The organism is uncultured Microbacterium sp. (genome assembly GCF_947489255.1).
Classification (GTDB): Bacteria; Actinomycetota; Actinomycetes; order Actinomycetales; family Microbacteriaceae; genus Microbacterium; species Microbacterium phycohabitans.
Map to the genome: position 1 here is coordinate 576676 of NZ_CANLCY010000004.1, position 16147 is coordinate 592822.

Annotated in this window: 19 protein-coding genes; 10 read left to right on the top strand and 9 right to left on the bottom strand. The window is 70.8% G+C overall.

The window, feature by feature from the left end:
* Window positions 1–100 precede the first annotated feature (100 nt).
* Genes Q0818_RS13090 through Q0818_RS13105 form a run of 4 tightly spaced genes read right to left on the bottom strand, consistent with a single transcriptional unit; the run spans window position 101 to window position 4543 of the window.
* Window positions 101–1945, bottom strand: coding sequence for a cytochrome bc complex cytochrome b subunit (locus Q0818_RS13090; RefSeq protein ID WP_298875563.1), 1845 nt, complete (start codon window positions 1943–1945; stop codon window positions 101–103).
* Window positions 1942–3000 (bottom strand): ubiquinol-cytochrome c reductase iron-sulfur subunit, encoded by a 1059-nt coding sequence (locus Q0818_RS13095; protein ID WP_298875565.1) that lies wholly within the window; start codon window positions 2998–3000, stop codon window positions 1942–1944. Before Q0818_RS13095 ends, Q0818_RS13090 begins: the two co-directional genes overlap by 4 nt.
* A gap of 44 nt (window positions 3001–3044) precedes the next feature.
* Window positions 3045–3857 (bottom strand): cytochrome c, encoded by an 813-nt coding sequence (locus tag Q0818_RS13100; protein ID WP_298875568.1) that lies wholly within the window; start codon window positions 3855–3857, stop codon window positions 3045–3047.
* A gap of 14 nt (window positions 3858–3871) precedes the next feature.
* Window positions 3872–4543, bottom strand: coding sequence for a heme-copper oxidase subunit III (locus Q0818_RS13105; RefSeq protein WP_298875571.1), 672 nt, complete (start codon window positions 4541–4543; stop codon window positions 3872–3874).
* 133 nt (window positions 4544–4676) lie between these two features.
* On the opposite strand from Q0818_RS13105, the gene trpD reads away from it, so the two are divergent.
* On the top strand, window positions 4677–5738 hold the full coding sequence (gene trpD, locus Q0818_RS13110; protein ID WP_298875574.1) for an anthranilate phosphoribosyltransferase: 1062 nt from the start codon (window positions 4677–4679) through the stop codon (window positions 5736–5738).
* 3 nt (window positions 5739–5741) lie between these two features.
* Complete coding sequence (locus Q0818_RS13115; RefSeq protein WP_298875577.1) at window positions 5742–6734, top strand: PHP domain-containing protein; 993 nt, start codon at window positions 5742–5744, stop codon at window positions 6732–6734.
* A 2-nt stretch (window positions 6735–6736) separates the two neighbouring features.
* Here Q0818_RS13115 and Q0818_RS13120 read toward each other — a convergent pair whose 3' ends face one another.
* Entirely contained in the window at window positions 6737–7648 is a 912-nt protein-coding gene (locus Q0818_RS13120; protein WP_298875580.1) for a 5'-3' exonuclease, read from the bottom strand.
* 94 nt (window positions 7649–7742) lie between these two features.
* On the opposite strand from Q0818_RS13120, the gene Q0818_RS13125 reads away from it, so the two are divergent.
* The 3 genes from Q0818_RS13125 to Q0818_RS13135 all read left to right on the top strand — a co-directional run bounded on the left by Q0818_RS13125 (window position 7743) and on the right by Q0818_RS13135 (window position 9735).
* Entirely contained in the window at window positions 7743–8141 is a 399-nt protein-coding gene (locus tag Q0818_RS13125; RefSeq protein WP_298875582.1) for a YchJ family metal-binding protein, read from the top strand.
* Between the two features lie 155 nt (window positions 8142–8296).
* Window positions 8297–8962, top strand: coding sequence for an SDR family oxidoreductase (locus tag Q0818_RS13130; RefSeq protein ID WP_298875585.1), 666 nt, complete (start codon window positions 8297–8299; stop codon window positions 8960–8962).
* Window positions 8959–9735 (top strand): isocitrate lyase/phosphoenolpyruvate mutase family protein, encoded by a 777-nt coding sequence (locus tag Q0818_RS13135; RefSeq protein ID WP_298875588.1) that lies wholly within the window; start codon window positions 8959–8961, stop codon window positions 9733–9735. Before Q0818_RS13130 ends, Q0818_RS13135 begins: the two co-directional genes overlap by 4 nt.
* 210 nt (window positions 9736–9945) lie before the next feature.
* Here the strand turns inward: Q0818_RS13135 and Q0818_RS13140 are convergent, their stop codons facing one another.
* The 3 genes from Q0818_RS13140 to Q0818_RS13150 form a co-directional block, all read right to left on the bottom strand.
* The gene (locus Q0818_RS13140) at window positions 9946–10593 is read right to left on the bottom strand and encodes an LON peptidase substrate-binding domain-containing protein (RefSeq protein ID WP_298875591.1); all 648 of its coding nucleotides are present in this window, start codon (window positions 10591–10593) and stop codon (window positions 9946–9948) included.
* Window positions 10594–10683: 90 nt separating this feature from the next.
* Window positions 10684–11739: an FUSC family protein gene (locus Q0818_RS13145; protein ID WP_316005211.1), complete on the bottom strand. Its 1056-nt coding sequence runs from the start codon at window positions 11737–11739 to the stop codon at window positions 10684–10686.
* A gap of 3 nt (window positions 11740–11742) precedes the next feature.
* A complete protein-coding gene (locus Q0818_RS13150) occupies window positions 11743–12111 on the bottom strand; it encodes a helix-turn-helix domain-containing protein (RefSeq protein WP_298875594.1) in 369 nt (122 codons plus the stop codon).
* A gap of 93 nt (window positions 12112–12204) precedes the next feature.
* Between Q0818_RS13150 and Q0818_RS13155 the strand changes: the two genes are divergently transcribed.
* A complete protein-coding gene (locus Q0818_RS13155; RefSeq protein ID WP_298875597.1) occupies window positions 12205–13065 on the top strand; it encodes an SDR family oxidoreductase in 861 nt (286 codons plus the stop codon).
* Window positions 13066–13172: 107 nt separating this feature from the next.
* On the opposite strand, the gene Q0818_RS13160 is transcribed toward Q0818_RS13155, so the two are convergent.
* Complete coding sequence (locus Q0818_RS13160; protein WP_298875598.1) at window positions 13173–13517, bottom strand: DUF2834 domain-containing protein; 345 nt, start codon at window positions 13515–13517, stop codon at window positions 13173–13175.
* A gap of 52 nt (window positions 13518–13569) precedes the next feature.
* Between Q0818_RS13160 and Q0818_RS13165 the strand changes: the two genes are divergently transcribed.
* From Q0818_RS13165 to Q0818_RS13180, 4 genes are all read left to right on the top strand, one after another.
* Window positions 13570–13911 (top strand): TraR/DksA C4-type zinc finger protein, encoded by a 342-nt coding sequence (locus Q0818_RS13165; RefSeq protein ID WP_298875601.1) that lies wholly within the window; start codon window positions 13570–13572, stop codon window positions 13909–13911.
* 43 nt (window positions 13912–13954) lie between these two features.
* The gene (locus Q0818_RS13170; RefSeq protein WP_298875604.1) at window positions 13955–14170 is read left to right on the top strand and encodes an SCO4848 family membrane protein; all 216 of its coding nucleotides are present in this window, start codon (window positions 13955–13957) and stop codon (window positions 14168–14170) included.
* Between the two features lie 115 nt (window positions 14171–14285).
* Window positions 14286–15527 (top strand): MFS transporter, encoded by a 1242-nt coding sequence (locus Q0818_RS13175; protein WP_298875607.1) that lies wholly within the window; start codon window positions 14286–14288, stop codon window positions 15525–15527.
* A 65-nt stretch (window positions 15528–15592) separates the two neighbouring features.
* A complete protein-coding gene (locus Q0818_RS13180) occupies window positions 15593–16111 on the top strand; it encodes an ACT domain-containing protein (protein ID WP_298875610.1) in 519 nt (172 codons plus the stop codon).
* Window positions 16112–16147: the final 36 nt, after the last annotated feature.

The window sequence follows — 16147 nt, forward strand, 5'->3', positions numbered from 1 at the left end:
CGGGGATGCCGATCCCTTCGTCTTCGAACGAGACGTCCGAGCGCGAGAACGACAGAACCCCCGGCGCCGAAGCGCCGGGGGTTCCATCAGTGGGGAGGAGTTACTCGCTCTTGCCGTCGTCGGGACGGTTGCGCTCCTCGAGGCCCTTGGGGGCCGGGATCTCGACCTCGACGCGACCGCCGACCTCGTTGCGAGGGCGACCGTCTTCATCGGCGCGAGCGTTGGCGCCGGCGATCTCGTCGGCCTCCTCGTGCGCGATGTGATCGAGCTCGTGGTGCTGGTGAGCAACCGCGGCGTCGATCTCCGCCTGCGTCAGGGGAGCCAGGCGATCCTCGAAGAACCAGCGCGAGACCGAGGCACGCACGTTCTCGTGCCAGGGGATCTGACCCTTGTCGTTCGGGCGGACCACCAGGGGCTCGTAGGTCTCGTTGTCGACCAGCTTCCAGCGCTCGTACTCGTCGACCGGCTGGTGGACCTCGATGTACTCGCCACCGGGGAGGCGGACGATGCGTCCGGACTCGTAACCGTGCAGAGCGATCTCGCGGTCCTTCTTCTGCAGCGCGATGCAGATGCGCTTGGTGACGAAGTAGGCGAGGACCGGTCCGAGGATCAGCAGCGCCTGGAGGGTGTGGATGACGCCCTCCATCGTGAGGTGGAAGTGCGTCGCGATGATGTCGGACGAGGCGGCCGCCCACATCACGGCGTAGAAGGTGACACCCGCAGCGCCGATCGCCGTGCGCGTCGCGGCGTTGCGCGGACGCTGGGCGATGTGGTGCTCGCGCTTGTCTCCCGTGACCCACGCCTCGATGAAGGGGTAGACCAGCACCAGCACGATGAACAGACCGAGGACGGCCACCGGGAAGATGATGTTCCACGACCAGGTGTGACCCCAGAGCACGAACTCGAGGTGCGGCGGGACCAGGCGCAGGGCGCCGTCCGCGAAGCCGATGTACCAGTCGGGCTGCGTACCGGCCGACACGGGGGACGGGTCGTAGGGACCGTAGTTCCAGATGGGGTTGATCGTCACGAGGGCGGCGATCAGGACGATCACGCCGAACGTGATGAAGAAGAAGCCGCCCATCTTGGAGGCGTAGACCGGGAGCATCGGGTAGCCCACGACGTTGCTGTTCGTGCGGGCGGGCCCGGCGAACTGCGTGTGCTTGTTGATGATCATCAGCATCAGGTGCACGGCGAGCAGCGCCACGAGGATCGCGGGGAGCAGCAGGATGTGCAGTGTGTAGAGACGGCCGACGATCGCGGTTCCGGGGAACTCGCCGCCGAAGAGCAGGAACGAGGTCCAGGTTCCGATGATCGGCAGACCCTTGATCATGCCGTCGATGATGCGGAGGCCGTTACCCGAGAGCAGGTCGTCGGGGAGCGAGTATCCGGTGAAGCCCTCGGCCATCGCCAGGATGAAGAGGATGAAGCCGACGACCCAGTTGAGCTCGCGGGGCTTGCGGAACGCACCGGTGAAGAAGACGCGCAGCATGTGTACGCCGATGCCGGCGACGAAGACCAGAGCCGCCCAGTGGTGGATCTGGCGGACCAGGAGGCCACCGCGCAGGTCGAACGAGATGTGCAGCGCCGACTCCATGGCAGCCGACATCGCGATGCCGCGCATGGGCTCGTAGGCGCCGTTGTAGTGCGTCTCGACCATGGACGCCTGGAAGAAGAACGTCAGGAACGTGCCGGACAGCAGCACGACGACGAAGCTCCACAGGGCGATCTCGCCGAGCATGAACGACCAGTGGTCGGGGAAGACCTTGCGGCCGAGCTCCTTGACGATGCCCGACATGCTGGTGCGCTCGTCGAGGTAGTTCGCGGCGGCGCCGACGAACTTGCCGCCGAGCGGCTTGCCGTCACGACCGGCGGGGGCCTGCGGCGGCCCGGAGTACACGGCCGGTTCGGTCGTGACGTTCTCGGTGGGGTGGGTACCGGTGCTCATGAGCGCTCCCAGAAGCTGGGGCCGACGGGCTCGTGGAAGTCACTCTGGGCGACGAGGTAGCCCTCGGCGTCGACGGTGATGGGGAGCTGCGGCAGGGGTCGGGCGGCCGGGCCGAAGATGACGGCCGCACCGTTGGCGACGTCGAACTGCGACTGGTGGCAGGGGCACAGGAGGTGGTGGGTCTGCTGCTCGTACAGCGCGACGGGGCAACCGACGTGCGTGCAGACCTTCGAGTACGCGACGATGCCGTCGTACGACCAGTCCAGGTTGTTGGTCTCGGGGTTCAGCTGCTCCGGCTGCATGCGCATGAGCAGGACGATCGCCTTGGCCTTCTCTTCGAGGTAGCCCTCGTCGTGGCCGAGGCCCGCGAGCTCCTCCGGGATGACGTGGAAGGCGGAACCGAGCGTGACGTCGGCGGCGCGGATCGGACGGCCCGAGGGGTCGTGCGAGAGGCGCATGCCCTCTTTCCACATGGTGTGGCTCAGAGCGGTCACGGGGTCGACGTCCTGCGGAGCGAGACCGCGGAACAGCGTGATGCCGGGGATGACCGAGGCGGCCAGTGCGGCGAACATCGAGTTGCGGATGATCTCGCGACGGCCGAAGCCGGAGTCCTTGTCGGCCTCGGCGAAGACGTTGATCGCACCTTCGCGGACCTCGTCGCGACCGCGGGTCGCGTGGCGGTCCTCGATGTACTCCTTGTCGGACATGACCGACTTGCCCCAGTGGATGGTGCCGATGCCGATCGCGAGCAGCGCGAAGGCGATGCCCAGTCCGATGAAGAGGTTGTTGTAGCGGATGTCGATCAGCGCGCCCGACTCGATCGGGAAGATCATGTAGGCGATGCTCGCCCAGATGCTCGCGGCCACCGAGAAATAGAACAGCGTGTAGACCGTACGGACCGCGCGCTTCATCGTCTCCGGGTCTTTGTCCGTCATGCGCTGACGGTGACCGGGAAGACCGGGGTTCTGTACGGCGTCGGGAACCGCGACGGCGAGCCCCGAGCCGGGCTTCCAGGAAGCCCTCTCGTGCTCGAGTGCGTCGTCCGCGTGTGCCATAGTGCTGTGCTCCTCGTGCGTTTACGTAATGTCGAAGACGACGGTCAGTTGGACTTCGCCGTGATCCACACGGTCAGGGCGATGAGTGCCCCGATACCGAAGATCCAGATGAAGAGACCCTCGGAGACCGGACCGAGCGAGCCGAGGGCGTAGCCACCCGGGGAGTCGTTCTTCTGCAGGTACATCAGGTAGGAGATGACGTCGCGCTTGTCTTCGGGGGTGAGGTTGAGGTCGTTGAAGACCGGCATGTTCTGCGGGCCGGTGACCATCGCGGCGTACATGTTGACGGGCGTGACCGTGTGCAGGTCGGGCGCCCACTTGCCCTCGGTGAGTGCGCCACCGGCGCCGGCGACGTTGTGGCACATGGCGCAGTTGATGCGGAACAGCTCCGCACCGTGCGACAGGTCGCCCTCACCGTCGACGAGGTCGGCGGAGGGGTACTCCGGTCCGGGGGCGGCCGACTGCACGTAGGCGGCGATCGCGTTGATCTGCTCCTCGGTGAACTGCGGGGGCTTCACCGGAGCCTGCGGGCCCTGGGCCTGCAGCGGCATACGGCCGGTCGACACCTGGAAGTGCACCGACAGCTCGCCGACGCCGAAGAGCGACGGGCCCTGCTGGCTGCCCTGGAGGTCGAGACCGTGACAGGTGGCGCAGTTCGCCTGGAAGAGCTTCTGACCCTCGTCGACCGCGGTCGCCGAGTTCACCTCGCTCTCGGGGACCGTCGACGTCGCGGCCATGGCGGCCGATGCGCCGGCGTAGACGCCTCCGGTCAGGAGGAGGCCGATGCCGATCAGCGCGGCAGCGGCCAGGGGGCTCCGGCGACCGGATGCCCGACGAGTCTTCTTCTCGCGTGCCATGTGGTGCAGCTCTCTTACTTGAGGAAGTAGATGACGAAGAACAGGGCGATCCAGACGACGTCGACGAAGTGCCAGTAGTAGGACACGACGATCGAGGTGGTCATCTCTTTCCGACCGAAGTTCTTCACGGCGTACGCGCGACCGATGACGAGAAGGAAGGCGATCAGGCCACCCGTCACGTGCAGGGCGTGGAAGCCGGTGGTGAGGTAGAAGGCCGAGGCATAGGGGTTGGCACTGATGGGCATGCCCTCCGCCACCAGGGTCGCGTACTCCCACACCTGACCCGACACGAAGACCGCGCCGAGGATGAAGGTGAGGTAGAACCACTCCACCATTCCCCACTTGAGGAAGCCGGTGCGCGAGCCCGTGCGGTACGGCTGGTACCGCTCCGCAGCGAAGACGCCCATCTGGCACGTGACCGAGGACAGCACGAGGATGATCGTGTTGACGGTCGCGAAGGGGACGTTGAGCAGCTGCGTCTCTTCGGCCCAGAGGGGCGCGGAGGTGCTGCGCAGGGTGAAGTAGATCGCGAACAGGCCGGCGAAGAACATGACCTCGCTGCCCAGCCACACGATGGTGCCCACGGCGACCGGGTCGGGCCGCTTCACGGCACGCACTGCCTGGGAATACGTCGCTGAGGTCGTCACCGTTCCATTATGCGCGATCCCGGGGGCTGATATTCCCATCCCGACCCTGCGATATTCCATCGTCGAGACTTAGGGAAGCCTCAGAATCCGCAAGGAATCCCCGGTACGGACGCGGTTCCGATCGCCCCGGCCCTCGCGCGTGAGCGCGACACGCGTGTGAAAGGATCATGGCATGGCGGAACGCTTCACCTGGCCCGATCTGCTCTCCTCGCTGCTCGCGGGCACCGACCTCAGCGTGTCGGAGTCCACGTGGGCGATGCGACAGGTCATGGCGGGCGAGGCGACGCCGTCGCAGCTCGCCGGTTTCCTCATGGCTCTGCGGGCGAAGGGCGAGACGGTCGAGGAGATCGTCGGCTTCCGCGATGCGATCCTCGAGGCCGCCGTGCCGCTGCCGGTCCGCGCCGAGGTGCTCGACATCGTCGGCACCGGGGGAGACCGCTACGGCACGGTGAACGTGTCGACGATGGCCGCCGTGGTGGCGGCGGCATCCGGAGTCCCCGTCGTGAAGCACGGCAACCGCGCCGCGAGCTCGGCGTCGGGATCGAGCGACGTGCTGTCCTCGCTCGGCATCGCCTTGACCCTCACGCCCGAGAAGGTGGCCGAGACGCTCGAGCGCACCGGCATCACGTTCGCGTTCGCCTCGGCGTTCCATCCGGGGTTCCGCCACGCCGCGGCGACGCGCTCCGAGCTCGGTGTGCCCACCGTCTTCAACTTCCTGGGGCCCCTGTGCAACCCCGCCCGCGCCGAGGCCAACGCCGTGGGCGTTGCGCACCTCGATCGGGTGCCGCTGATCACGGGTGTCTTCCGCACGAGAGGTGCGACCGCACTGGTCTTCCGCGGCGACGACGGTCTCGACGAGCTCACCACCACCGGCCACAGCCGCGTGTGGGAGATCAGCCGCGGTGACGTGCACGAGCACGACCTCGATCCGCGGGATCTCGGCATCCCGCTGGCCGACATCGACGACCTGCTCGGCGGGTCGCCCGATCACAACGCCGAGGTGGTCCGCCGGGTGCTGGGTGGGGAGACCGGGCCCGTCCGCGACATCGTGCTGCTGAACGCCGCGGCGGGGCTGGTGTCGTTCCGGCTGTTCCAGGACGCCGCCCAGGTGCAGCGGCCGATCCTGGAGCGCCTCGCCGAGGCGATGGCGGATGCCGCCGCCGCGATCGACGACGGACGGGCGTCGGCGAAGCTCGACGCCTGGGTGCAGACGTCGAAGGACCTGGCGGAGTAGCGCATGGACCCGCTCGACGCGCTCACCGAGATCGCGTACCTGCTCGAGCGGGAGAGATCGTCGCGCTACAAGTCGAAGGCGTTCCGTGCGGCGGCCGCCGCGATCGAGGGACTGACCGACGAGCAGCTGCGCGATCCGGGGTTGCGCCGCCGCCCGGGGATCGGCGATTCCACTTTCGCCGTCATCCAGCAGGCCCTCGCAGGCCGGGTGCCCGAGCGGTTGGTCGCGCTGCGCGAGGAGGCGAAGCCGGTGGGTGGGGCGACGGTGCGCCCCCTGCTGCGCGGCGACCTGCACAGTCACAGCGAGTGGTCGGACGGACTGACCCCGATCGACGCGATGGTGGACGCGGCCCGGGGGCTCGGGCACGAGTACCTCGCGCTCACCGACCATTCTCCGCGGCTGACGGTGGCGAACGGGCTCTCGCCCGAGCGGTTGCGGGCGCAGATGGAGGTCGTCCGCGGATTCCGCGGCGACGGGTTCACCCTGCTGACAGGGATCGAGGTCGACATCCTCGACGACGGCGGCCTCGACCAGGAGGACGAGCTGCTGCATGCGCTCGACGTGGTCGTGGCATCCGCTCATTCCAAACTGCGCATGGAGCGGGGGCCGATGACGAAGCGACTTGTGGCGGCGGCGCGGGATCCGCGGGTCGACGTGCTGGGGCACGTGACCGGGCGGCTCGTCGAGGGGGCGCGGGGAACGCGTCCTCCGTCGGAGTTCGACGCCGAGGCCGTGTTCGCGGCCTGCGCGCAGTCGCAGGTGGCGGTCGAGATCAACTCGCGGCCCGAGCGGCAGGATCCGCCCGACGAGCTGCTCGCTCAGGCGGTCGCGGCGGGGTGCCTGTTCTCGATCGATTCCGACGCGCATGCTCCGGGTCAGCTGTCGCTGCTCGATCACGGCGCCGCGCGCGCCGAGGCCCTCGGGGTGCCGGTCGAGCGGATCGTGACGACGTGGCCGCTTCCGCGCCTGCGGGAATGGCTCGAACGCGAGCGCTGAGCTCAGCGGGGCAGAGCGGCGAGGGCGCGACTCATCGACGAGCCGAGGTTCCAGCGCTCGGCCAGGGCGGTCGCGGCATCCTCGTCGAGGGAGCCGAGCCGGTCGTCGACGGGTGCCAGCGTCAGATCGCGGGCGACGCGGACGACGGTCGGGGCGACCTCGAGGTAGTCGGCGGCGGCGGCGATCTTTGCTCGCTGCGTGGGGGTGCCCGCGGTTCCGTCGGCGACGGCGGCACGGATCGCGTCGAGGGAGCCGTGCGCCGCGAGGAGGGATGCCGCGGACTTCTCGCCGATGCCGGCGACGCCGGGGAGGCCGTCGGAGGGGTCGCCGCGCAGCACGGCGAAGTCGGCGTACTGCGCGGCGTGCACGCCGTACCTGCCCACCACCGCGGCGTCGTCGACGATCTCGAGGTTGCTCATGCCCCGCGCCGTATAGACGACCCGGATGCCGCGGGCGTCGTCGACGAGCTGGAAGAGGTCGCGGTCGCCGGTCACGATGTCGACGGGGGCGTCGGCGCGCGTGGCGAGGGTGCCGATGACGTCATCGGCCTCGTGCTCGGCCGCGCCCACGACGGGGATGCCGAGGACGGCCAGGGCCTCCCGGATGAGCGGGATCTGGGCCTGGAGCGGATCGGGCACCTCTTCGACGTCGGGTCCCGCAGCGACGGCCTCGACGACGCGGTGCGCCTTGTAGCTCGGGAGCAGGTCGACGCGCCAGGCCGGGCGCCAGTCGTCGTCCCAGCAGGCGACGAGACGGGTGGGGCGGTAGGTGATCACGAGCTTCGCGATCATGTCGAGCAGGCCCCGCACCGCGTTGACCGACGACCCGTCGGCCGCCTTCACCTTGTCGGGCACGCCGTAGAAGGCACGGAAGTACAGCGACGCGGTGTCGAGGAGCATGATGCGGTCGGTCACGGTCTCGATCCTGGCACGGGAGGCGCGCCGGGGCGATCGGCCCGGGAGTGGGCGGCGGCGGCGGAGGGCGGGCGGCGCGACCTAGAGTGGCGAGATGTCTTTCGGGTCGGCATCCACTCGTCCGGCGGCGCAGGCGCCGTGTCCCTGCGGGGGCGGCGTGTTCGCCGACTGCTGCGCGCCGATCCTCGACGGCGCCCCCGCGCCGAGCGCCGAGCGGCTGATGCGTTCGCGCTACACCGCGTTCGCGGTCGGTGACGAGGCGCACCTCGTGCGGTCGTGGCATCCGCGGACCCGGCCCGAGCACATCGACCTCGACGACGGCACGGTCTGGACCGGCCTGGTCATCGAGGATGCCGTGGAGGACGGGGACGCCGCCGAGGTGGCGTTCCGTGCGCGATGGTGGCAGGCCGGGCAGGACGGGGAGCTGATCGAGCGGAGCCGGTTCGCGCGGCGCGGCGGGCGGTGGGTGTACGTCGACGGCGACGTGACGTGAGTGCCGCGGGCGGGGCGTCAACCCCGCGTGGGCGTGTCGGGGGTGCTGCGTAGGGTCGAGCACGAGCCCGGTCGAGACGCGGTGAGCGCGGCGCATCCCGATGCGCGTGTCTGCACGGCGAACCGGGTCGACCGACGACGTGGAAGGACAGCGACATGGAACGCATCGTGATCATCGGAGGACACGGGAAGGTGGCGCTGCACCTGGCGCGGCTGCTCGCCGATCGCGGCGACGAGGCCACCTCCGTCATCCGCAATCCGGAACAGGCCGGCGACATCGAGCAGGCGGGTGGCACGCCCCTCGTGCTCGACGTCGAGAACGCCGACACCGACGAGATGGCCGCGGCCTTCGAGGGCGCCGACGCGGTCGTGTGGTCGGCGGGTGCCGGCGGCGGCAGCGCCGAGCGCACGTACGCCGTCGATCGCGACGCCGCGCAGCGCGCGGTCGACGCGGCCTCGAAGGCGGGGGTGCGTCGCTTCGTGATGGTGTCGTGGATCGGCTCGACGCCCGACCACGGGATCGACCCCGACGACTCCTTCTACGCCTACGCCGACGCGAAGCTCGCCGCCGACGACCACCTGCGCGCGAGCGACCTCGACTGGACGATCCTCGGCCCGGGCACGCTCACGCTCGACCCGCCGACCGGCCGCATCACCACCGCACCGCAGGGCAAGGGCGAGGTCTCGCGCGCCGATGTGGCTGCCGTCGCCGCCGCCGTTCTCGTGCAGCCCGCGACGATCGGGCGCTTCATCCGCTTCGGCGCGGGAGACACGCTCATCGCCGAGGCGATCGTGGCCGACCACGCGGGAGGCGACCAGTGAGCGAGGTCGCCGAGCGGGCGCAGACCCTCGTCCGGTTGCACACGGCCCCGGAGATCCTGCGCGTCGTGAACGTGTGGGACGTGGTGTCGGCCCAGGCCGTCGCGGCGTTGCCGGAGACGACGGCACTCGCGACCGCGGGTCACTCGATCGCGGCGACCTTCGGCTATGAGGACGGGGAGAACATCCCCGTCGAGCTCATGCTCGACATGGTCGGGCGCATCGTCGCCGCGGTCGACGTCCCCGTCAGCGCGGATCTCGATGCCGGTTTCGGCGACCCGGGCGAGACGACGCGTCGGGCGATCGGTGTGGGCGTGGTGGGGGCGAACGTCGAGGACCGGGTCAAGCCGCTCGCCGACGCCGTGGCCGCCGTCGAGGCGGTGATCGCCGCCGGTGAGGCCGAGGGCGTGCCCTTCGCGCTGAACGCGCGCACCGACGTGTTCCTGAAGGGCGCCGATCGGCCCCTCGACGACAAGATCGCGGATGCCGTCGAGCGCGGCCGCGCCTTCCTCGCGGCCGGAGCGACTTCGGTGTTCGTGCCCGGCAAGCTCGACGCCGACACCACCCGGCGTCTGGTGGAGGGGCTCGGAGAGCGCAAGCTGAGCGTCATCGGCGTTCCAGGAAATCTCACGGCCGCCGAGTACGAGGCATTGGGCGTGGCCCGCATCTCCTACGGCCCGCAGACCCAGCGCGTCGCCCTGACGGCGCTCCAGGACCTCGCGATCGACCTCTACGGCGACGGGGTCATCCCGTCGACGGTCCGCGAACTGAACTGACCGCGATATCGGAGCCCGGAATGCCGCGACGGCGGTGTTCCGGGCTCCGTCGTATCCCGCGTGGCATCCGGTGGCTGCCGGCCCGCACGCGCGGCATCCCGGCCGGGAGGCGCGGCATCCCGATCCCCGACGGTTCGCACGCGCGGCATCCGATGCCCGTCCGGCTGCACGCGCGGCATCCGACCGCCTCCGGTATGCGGACGCGCTGGCTCAGGCCTCGTCGTCGTCCTCGTCGACGACGATGACCCCGTCGGGCACCGGGTCGTTCAGCAGCGGCTCCGCGGCGAGGGTGAGGTCGATGGTCGCGCGCAGCAGTCCTCCGAGCGTCTCGGAGCGCAGGAGCTCCATCTGATCGAGCTCGCCCAGCGGAGCGATCGCCGCGACCTGCCAGGCGCGCGGGAGTGGTTCCTCCGACAGCTCGACCTCGGGGTCCCATCGCGTGCCGCCGTACTGCTGGGCGCGACCGAGCACGCGCCGCACGATCCGCTCGGCCTCCTCGAGCAGCGGCATCAGCGCGTCGTTCCACTCGAGGTCGGGGAGGGCGCGGACGTCGGCGCGCGGGTACGGCGCGTCGTCGAGCCACTCGACGATCTCGAAGCGCTCCGTCCCCCGCGCGACGATCTGCATCTGGCCCGCCTGGGGCACGACGTGGCTGAGCTGCGCCATGGTGCCGAGGGCGAAACGCTGGTCGCCGCCCCCGGTCTCGGACCCGCGCTCGATGAGCACGACCCCGAAGGCGGGGTCGGTCTCATCCAGGAGGCGCCCGAGCATGACGAGATAGCGCTCCTCGAAGATCCGCAGAGCGAGAGGCGTGTGCGGGAAGAGGACGGCTCCGAGGGGGAACATCGCGGTACCCATGCGCCCAGTCAACCAGCGCGGGACGCCGGTGGGGCCCGAAGAGCCCCGATCCTCAGGGGGCTTGCGGAGAGGGCGAGGATGTCGTGCGGCTCAATCCTCGCGCTCGCGCAGCGTCTCGTGCACGCGGTGCAGATCCATGAGCAGGGAGCCGACGAGCACCCAGTGCAGCGTCGACGGCGTCTGGATCTGCAGGGGGCGGGTGAGGGCGGGCTCGGTGTCGACCGCTCGCTCGGGGCCCGCGTCGAGGGCGAACGCGAGGCGCACGTCGTGGGCGGCCCGGTGCAGCTGCTCGGCGATCGCGCGGACGGCCGGCTCGTCGACGATCGAGTTCTCGTAGCCGTCGTAGACCGCGCGCGTCATCCCGACCGTCTGCGTCACCACGGGGGTGAAGCGGTCGATCAGCGCGCCCATCTGGGCGAGGTCTGCGCGATGCCTATTGCTGCGCGGGTTCAGGGCCAGGGAGTCGGCGCCGTCGCGGATCGCGTCGGCGGCGGCATCCCGGACCGGGCGCAGCAACCGCGCCTCGAGCAGGAGTCCTTCGAGGGATGCCGGGGTCTGCGGCGTCTCGAGGGCGTCGGCGAGGCGTTCGAGGGCCGCGGCGAGCTCGCGTCCGAGCACGTCGACCTTCTCGCGCGCGGCGGGGACCAGCACGGGCGGAACGAGGACGGCGTTGACGACGATGCCGATCGCGGCGCCGATGAGCGTCTCGAGGACGCGGTCGAGGGCGTAGTTCGGGGTCGCGGTGCCGAGGGCGAGGACGAGGAGAGCGCTGATGGCGATCTGATTCGTGGCGCCGGGGGAGATGCGGGCGGCCCACGCGACCGCCAGCGCCACGCCGGCCGAGAGCAGCGCGACCCACGGCTGCGACCCGAACACCAGGCCCAGAAGAGCGGCGATGAGCACGCCGACGATGACGCCCACGCTTCTCTCGACGGCGCGGGTGAAGGACTGGTTGATGCTGGGCTGGACGACGAGCAGCGCCGCGATCGCGGCGAAGATCGGCGGCGGACCCTGGACGAGCCAGCCCGCGACGAGCCACGCCGCGACGATGGCGATGGCCGACTTCGTCACCTGCAGCAGGGGGACGCGCCGCGGGGCGCGGACGGTGAAGCTGTCGCGCATCGTGCGCAGGGCGGGGATGCGCACCGGTCAGTCCCTCCGCGCGACGATGTCGTCGGCGTTGTCGGCGACCCATTCCATGAGGGGGATCACCCGCGTCATGAGGTCGCGGCCGCGATCGGTCAGGGCGTACTCGACGCGGGGAGGCACCTCGGGGTAGGCGGTGCGGAGCACCAGACCGTCGCCCTCGAGCGTCTTGAGCGTACTGGCGAGCATCTTCTCGCTGATCCCCGCGACGTTGCGGCGCAGCACTCCCCAGCGCTGCGTCCCGTCGGACAGGGCGAGGAGCACCAGGACGCCCCACTTGCCCATGACGTGGTCGAGCACGGTGCGGGTGGGACACCCGTCGGTGAAGATCTCGGGGTTGCGCCCGCGCAGATCGGCAAGACTGACGCTCATGTGAGTACCTAACCAGAAAGTGGGTACCGACATTCCGGAATGCATCGTCGAGAGGCGGGTTTCACCCCGCGTACCCACCGAAAGGACACTCCCATGACCCTCCTCGTCACCGCCGCCTCCGGTCACCTCGGCCGCCTCGTCGTCGACGCCCTGCTCGAGCGCGGCATCGCGGCATCCGAGATCGTGGCCGGCGCGCGCACGCCCGCCAAGGTCGACGACCTCGCCGCACGCGGCGTCGGCGTCGTCGAGCTCGACTACTCCCGCCCCGAGACGCTGGCCCCGGTCTTCCGGGGCGTCGACCGCGTGCTGCTGATCTCGGGCACCGATGCCGACCGCGTCTCCGGACACCGCAACGTCATCGACGCGGCGCGGGAGGCCGGCGTCGAGCGACTCGTCTACACCAGCGCTCCGCGCGTCGACGAGATCGACTACGCGCTCGGTGCCGACCACAAGGCCACCGAGGAGGCCATCGCCGCCTCGGGACTGTCGGCGACGGTGCTGCGCCACAACTGGTACACCGAGAACTACCTCGACGCCGTGGCCCGCGCCGCGGACACGGGAGAGATCGTCGCCGCCGCCGGGGAGGCGCGGGTGGCCAGCGCGAGCCGCCGCGACTACGCCGAGGCCGCCGCGATCGCGCTCACCACGGACGACCTCGCCGGACGCACGCTCGAGGTCGGCGGAGACGTGGCGTGGACGTACGACGAGCTCGCCGAGGCCGCGACCGAGGTGCTCGGCCGCCCGGTGACCTACGTCGCCGTCACAACGGAGCAGCTGACGGCCGGCCTGCAGCAGGCGGGACTGGATGCCGGGACGGCGGCGTTCGTCGCCGGGATCGACGACGCGATCGCCCGTGGAGCCCTGTCGCAGACCGACGGCACGCTCTCGCGCCTCATCGGTCGTCCGACGACCCCGCTCGTGGACGGCCTGCGCGAGGGCCTCGCCGCGCGCTGACCCCGTGTCCCGCGCCTGAGTCGCGTTCCGCGGGTGGCTCGCGTCCCGCGCGTGAGTCGCCAGGAATTGTCGCTTCCGCCCGGCGGGAGGCGACGATTTCCGGCGACTCACGTGTGGGCGAGGGCGGTGAGCCGGCGCTGGCGCATCGCCAGGAACAGCGGGAAGGTGAAGGCGAACGCGGTCACGCCGGACAGCACGATGTACAGCCACGCGAAGCGCATGCCGAGCCGCCGCGCCTCCACGATGAGGAAGATGCTCCCGGCGACGGCGACGACCAGCAGGTCGACCGTGATCGACGACACCGCGGGGCCGCTCGTGACGAGGTCGCCGATGAAGTCGCGCATCTGCACGATGGCGAAGGCGTTGAAGGTCCACGTGCCGACCAGGCCGGCGACGGAGAGGACGAGGAACGCGACGGCCGTCGGCGTCCAGTGGCGTCGGATTTCGCTCATGCCGCGATCCTGCCGCAGCCCCGGCGCCCGCGCAGGGGGCTAGCGTCGGAGGATGGATGCCGACACCGCCGGGCGCATGCTCGAGGAGCGCGAGCGCGAGATCGCCCATCGCCTCGAGCGGCTCCACGCCGACGAGGAGAGTCTCCGCCATGATCGGGCGGACGCGACCGCCGACGACGAGCACGACCCCGAGGGGTCGACGCTGTCGGGCGAGTGGGCCCAGGTCGACGCGCTGCGCCGTGGCGCCGAGAGCGAGCGCGCCGAGATCCGCGCCGCGCGCGAGCGCGTGGCATCCGGGACCTTCGGGGTGTGCGAGCGATGCGGTCGGTCGATCGCCGACGCCCGCCTCGAGGCCCGGCCCTTCGCGCGCCTGTGCATCGACTGCGCGCGGTAGTCCCGCTGCGCGACGGGCGGCCGCGGGCGCCTAGGCTCGAGGCGTGGAACCCCTGCTGATCGTGCTGCTGTTCGCCAACGCCGTCTTCAACGCCGTGGTCTGGCCGCGCTTCTACCCGCGGATCGCGAAGGACCCCCGGGCGCGGGATGCCGCGGGCAAGCCGACGGCGTTCCTCATCGTGCACACCGTGCTGATCGCGATCGCCCTCGTGCTCGCCCTCGCCTCGGTGATTGCCGCGATCGCCGCCATCGTGGGCTGACCCGCCCCCGGTCGAGGCCTTTCGGTAGACTGATCGCGCGGGTTCGCCCGCCGCACCTCGTGCATCTACCTACCGGACCGGCAAGGCGGCACTGCCCCACGCCCCGGAGATCCTCATGCACCACCCCGCCCCCGTCGTCGTCGACCGTTCGCTGATCCACCACACCGGCTTCTGGTACTTCCCGGTCGCGTTCGTCGCCCGCCTGCCCTTCGCGATGATGACCGTCGGCGTGCTGGCCATCGTGGTCGCGCTGCGCGGCTCCGTGGCGCTCGGCGGGCTGACGTCGGCGGCCGTCGGGCTCGGCGTGGTGGTGGCAGGCCCCGTCCTGGGCGATCTCGCCGACCGGTACGGTCAGCGGCGCGTGCTCGTGCCGGTGGGGCTCGCCAACGGCATCCTGCTCGCGCTCTTCCCGCTCGTGGTGGCGTCGGCTCCGGGCGAGGCGCTGCTGCTGATCGTCGCGACCGCGATCGGCCTCACCGGTCCGCAGACCGCCGCGATGTCGCGCAGTCGCGTGATGGCGCTGATCGGCGACCGGGTGCGTCCCGAGCGGCGCGAGCGCACCTTCTCGCGCGCCATGGCCTATGAGTCGGCCGCCGACGAGACCGCGTTCGTGATCGGCCCCTTCGTCGTCGGCGTGCTCGCCGCCCTCGTCGCACCCTGGGCGCCCATCGTCGGCGCCGCCGTGTTGAGCTTCGTCTTCGTCACCGCGTTCGCGCTGCACCCGACCGGGCGGGCCGTGCCCGAGCGGTCGGAGCGCGAGGAGATGGCTCCCTTTCGCGACGTCCTGCACCCGCGCATGCTCGTGCTGATCGCCGCCGTGTTCGGCGTCGGACTGTTCTTCGGTTCGACCCTCACCTCGCTCACCGCGTTCATGGAGGCGCAGGGGGCGCCCGAGGCGGGGGCACTGCTGTACGGCGTGATGGGGGTGGGCTCGGCGGTGCTCGCCCTGGCCGTCGCCGCCCTGCCCGCGCGCTTCGCCCTGCGCTGGCGCCTGGTGCTGTTCGCCGCGATCCTCACCGCTTCAGCGGGGGCCTACACCGTCGGCGGATCCGTGGTGACGGTGACGATCGTGCTGTGCCTGATGGGCATCGGGGTCGGCCCCTCCCTCGTGACGCTGTTCAGTCTCGCCGGGCACCGGGCCCCGCGTGGACGCACCGCCTCGACGATGACCCTGCTGGCCTCGGCCCTGACCCTCGCCCAGGCGGTGTCGTCGGCGGTGACCGGGGCGATCGCCGAGAACGTGTCGGTGGCCACGGCGATGCTGTTCCCCGCGGGGGCGGCGATGCTCGTGCTCGCCATGGCGGCGGTCAACGCGTCGTCGGCGCCGCGATGGGACGCCGTCGCACGCCCGGCCTGACCTCGGCGCCCAGCGGTCGCGACGTCGTCGGACACGGCACGCGTGCCTCTCGCTACGCTGTCGCCATGACCACCCTCGTCCTCACCATCGTCGGAGACGACCGCGCGGGACTCGTGTCCGCCGTCGCCGACATCGTCGACACCCACGGCGGCAACTGGGAGAACAGCGAACTCGCCGAGCTGGCGGGCGCGTTCGCCGGGATCGTCGAGGTCTCCGTCTCCGCCGACCGCGCCGACGCCCTGCGCGCCGCCCTCGAGGGCCTGTCCGGCACGCTCACCGTCACGGTGCACGCCGGAGGAGCCGCCGTCACCGCGTCGGAGGCGCGCACCGTGACGTTCGACGTGGTCGGCAACGATCGCCCGGGGATCGTCCGCGAGCTGTCGTCGGCGCTCAGCGCCCACGGCGCGAGCATCGAGCGCATGTCGACCCAGACGACGGATGCCGCGATGGCCGGCGGACGCCTGTTCGAGGCCTCGATCATGGCCACACTCGCCGCGGACGTCGCCGTCGACGACTTGGTGGCGCAGCTGGAGCGGCTGGCGACGGAGATCCAGGTCGACGTCACCCTCGCGGGCGACGCCTGACGTTTCGAGCCGGGGGGTTTCCGGCATCCGGGGGAG

Excerpts from the sequence above, each read along its gene's own strand:
- Q0818_RS13090 (WP_298875563.1), bottom strand. The coding sequence starts at position 1,945 with ATGAGCACCGGTACCCACCCCACCGAGAACGTCACGACCGAACCGGCC.
- Q0818_RS13095 (WP_298875565.1), bottom strand. The coding sequence starts at position 3,000 with ATGGCACACGCGGACGACGCACTCGAGCACGAGAGGGCTTCCTGGAAG.
- Q0818_RS13100 (WP_298875568.1), bottom strand. The coding sequence starts at position 3,857 with ATGGCACGCGAGAAGAAGACTCGTCGGGCATCCGGTCGCCGGAGCCCC.
- Q0818_RS13105 (WP_298875571.1), bottom strand. The coding sequence starts at position 4,543 with ATGGGAATATCAGCCCCCGGGATCGCGCATAATGGAACGGTGACGACC.
- trpD (WP_298875574.1), top strand. The coding sequence starts at position 4,677 with ATGGCGGAACGCTTCACCTGGCCCGATCTGCTCTCCTCGCTGCTCGCG.
- Q0818_RS13115 (WP_298875577.1), top strand. The coding sequence starts at position 5,742 with ATGGACCCGCTCGACGCGCTCACCGAGATCGCGTACCTGCTCGAGCGG.
- Q0818_RS13125 (WP_298875582.1), top strand. The coding sequence starts at position 7,743 with ATGTCTTTCGGGTCGGCATCCACTCGTCCGGCGGCGCAGGCGCCGTGT.
- Q0818_RS13130 (WP_298875585.1), top strand. The coding sequence starts at position 8,297 with ATGGAACGCATCGTGATCATCGGAGGACACGGGAAGGTGGCGCTGCAC.
- Q0818_RS13140 (WP_298875591.1), bottom strand. The coding sequence starts at position 10,593 with ATGGGTACCGCGATGTTCCCCCTCGGAGCCGTCCTCTTCCCGCACACG.
- Q0818_RS13150 (WP_298875594.1), bottom strand. The coding sequence starts at position 12,111 with ATGAGCGTCAGTCTTGCCGATCTGCGCGGGCGCAACCCCGAGATCTTC.
- Q0818_RS13155 (WP_298875597.1), top strand. The coding sequence starts at position 12,205 with ATGACCCTCCTCGTCACCGCCGCCTCCGGTCACCTCGGCCGCCTCGTC.
- Q0818_RS13160 (WP_298875598.1), bottom strand. The coding sequence starts at position 13,517 with ATGAGCGAAATCCGACGCCACTGGACGCCGACGGCCGTCGCGTTCCTC.
- Q0818_RS13165 (WP_298875601.1), top strand. The coding sequence starts at position 13,570 with ATGGATGCCGACACCGCCGGGCGCATGCTCGAGGAGCGCGAGCGCGAG.
- Q0818_RS13175 (WP_298875607.1), top strand. The coding sequence starts at position 14,286 with ATGCACCACCCCGCCCCCGTCGTCGTCGACCGTTCGCTGATCCACCAC.
- Q0818_RS13180 (WP_298875610.1), top strand. The coding sequence starts at position 15,593 with ATGACCACCCTCGTCCTCACCATCGTCGGAGACGACCGCGCGGGACTC.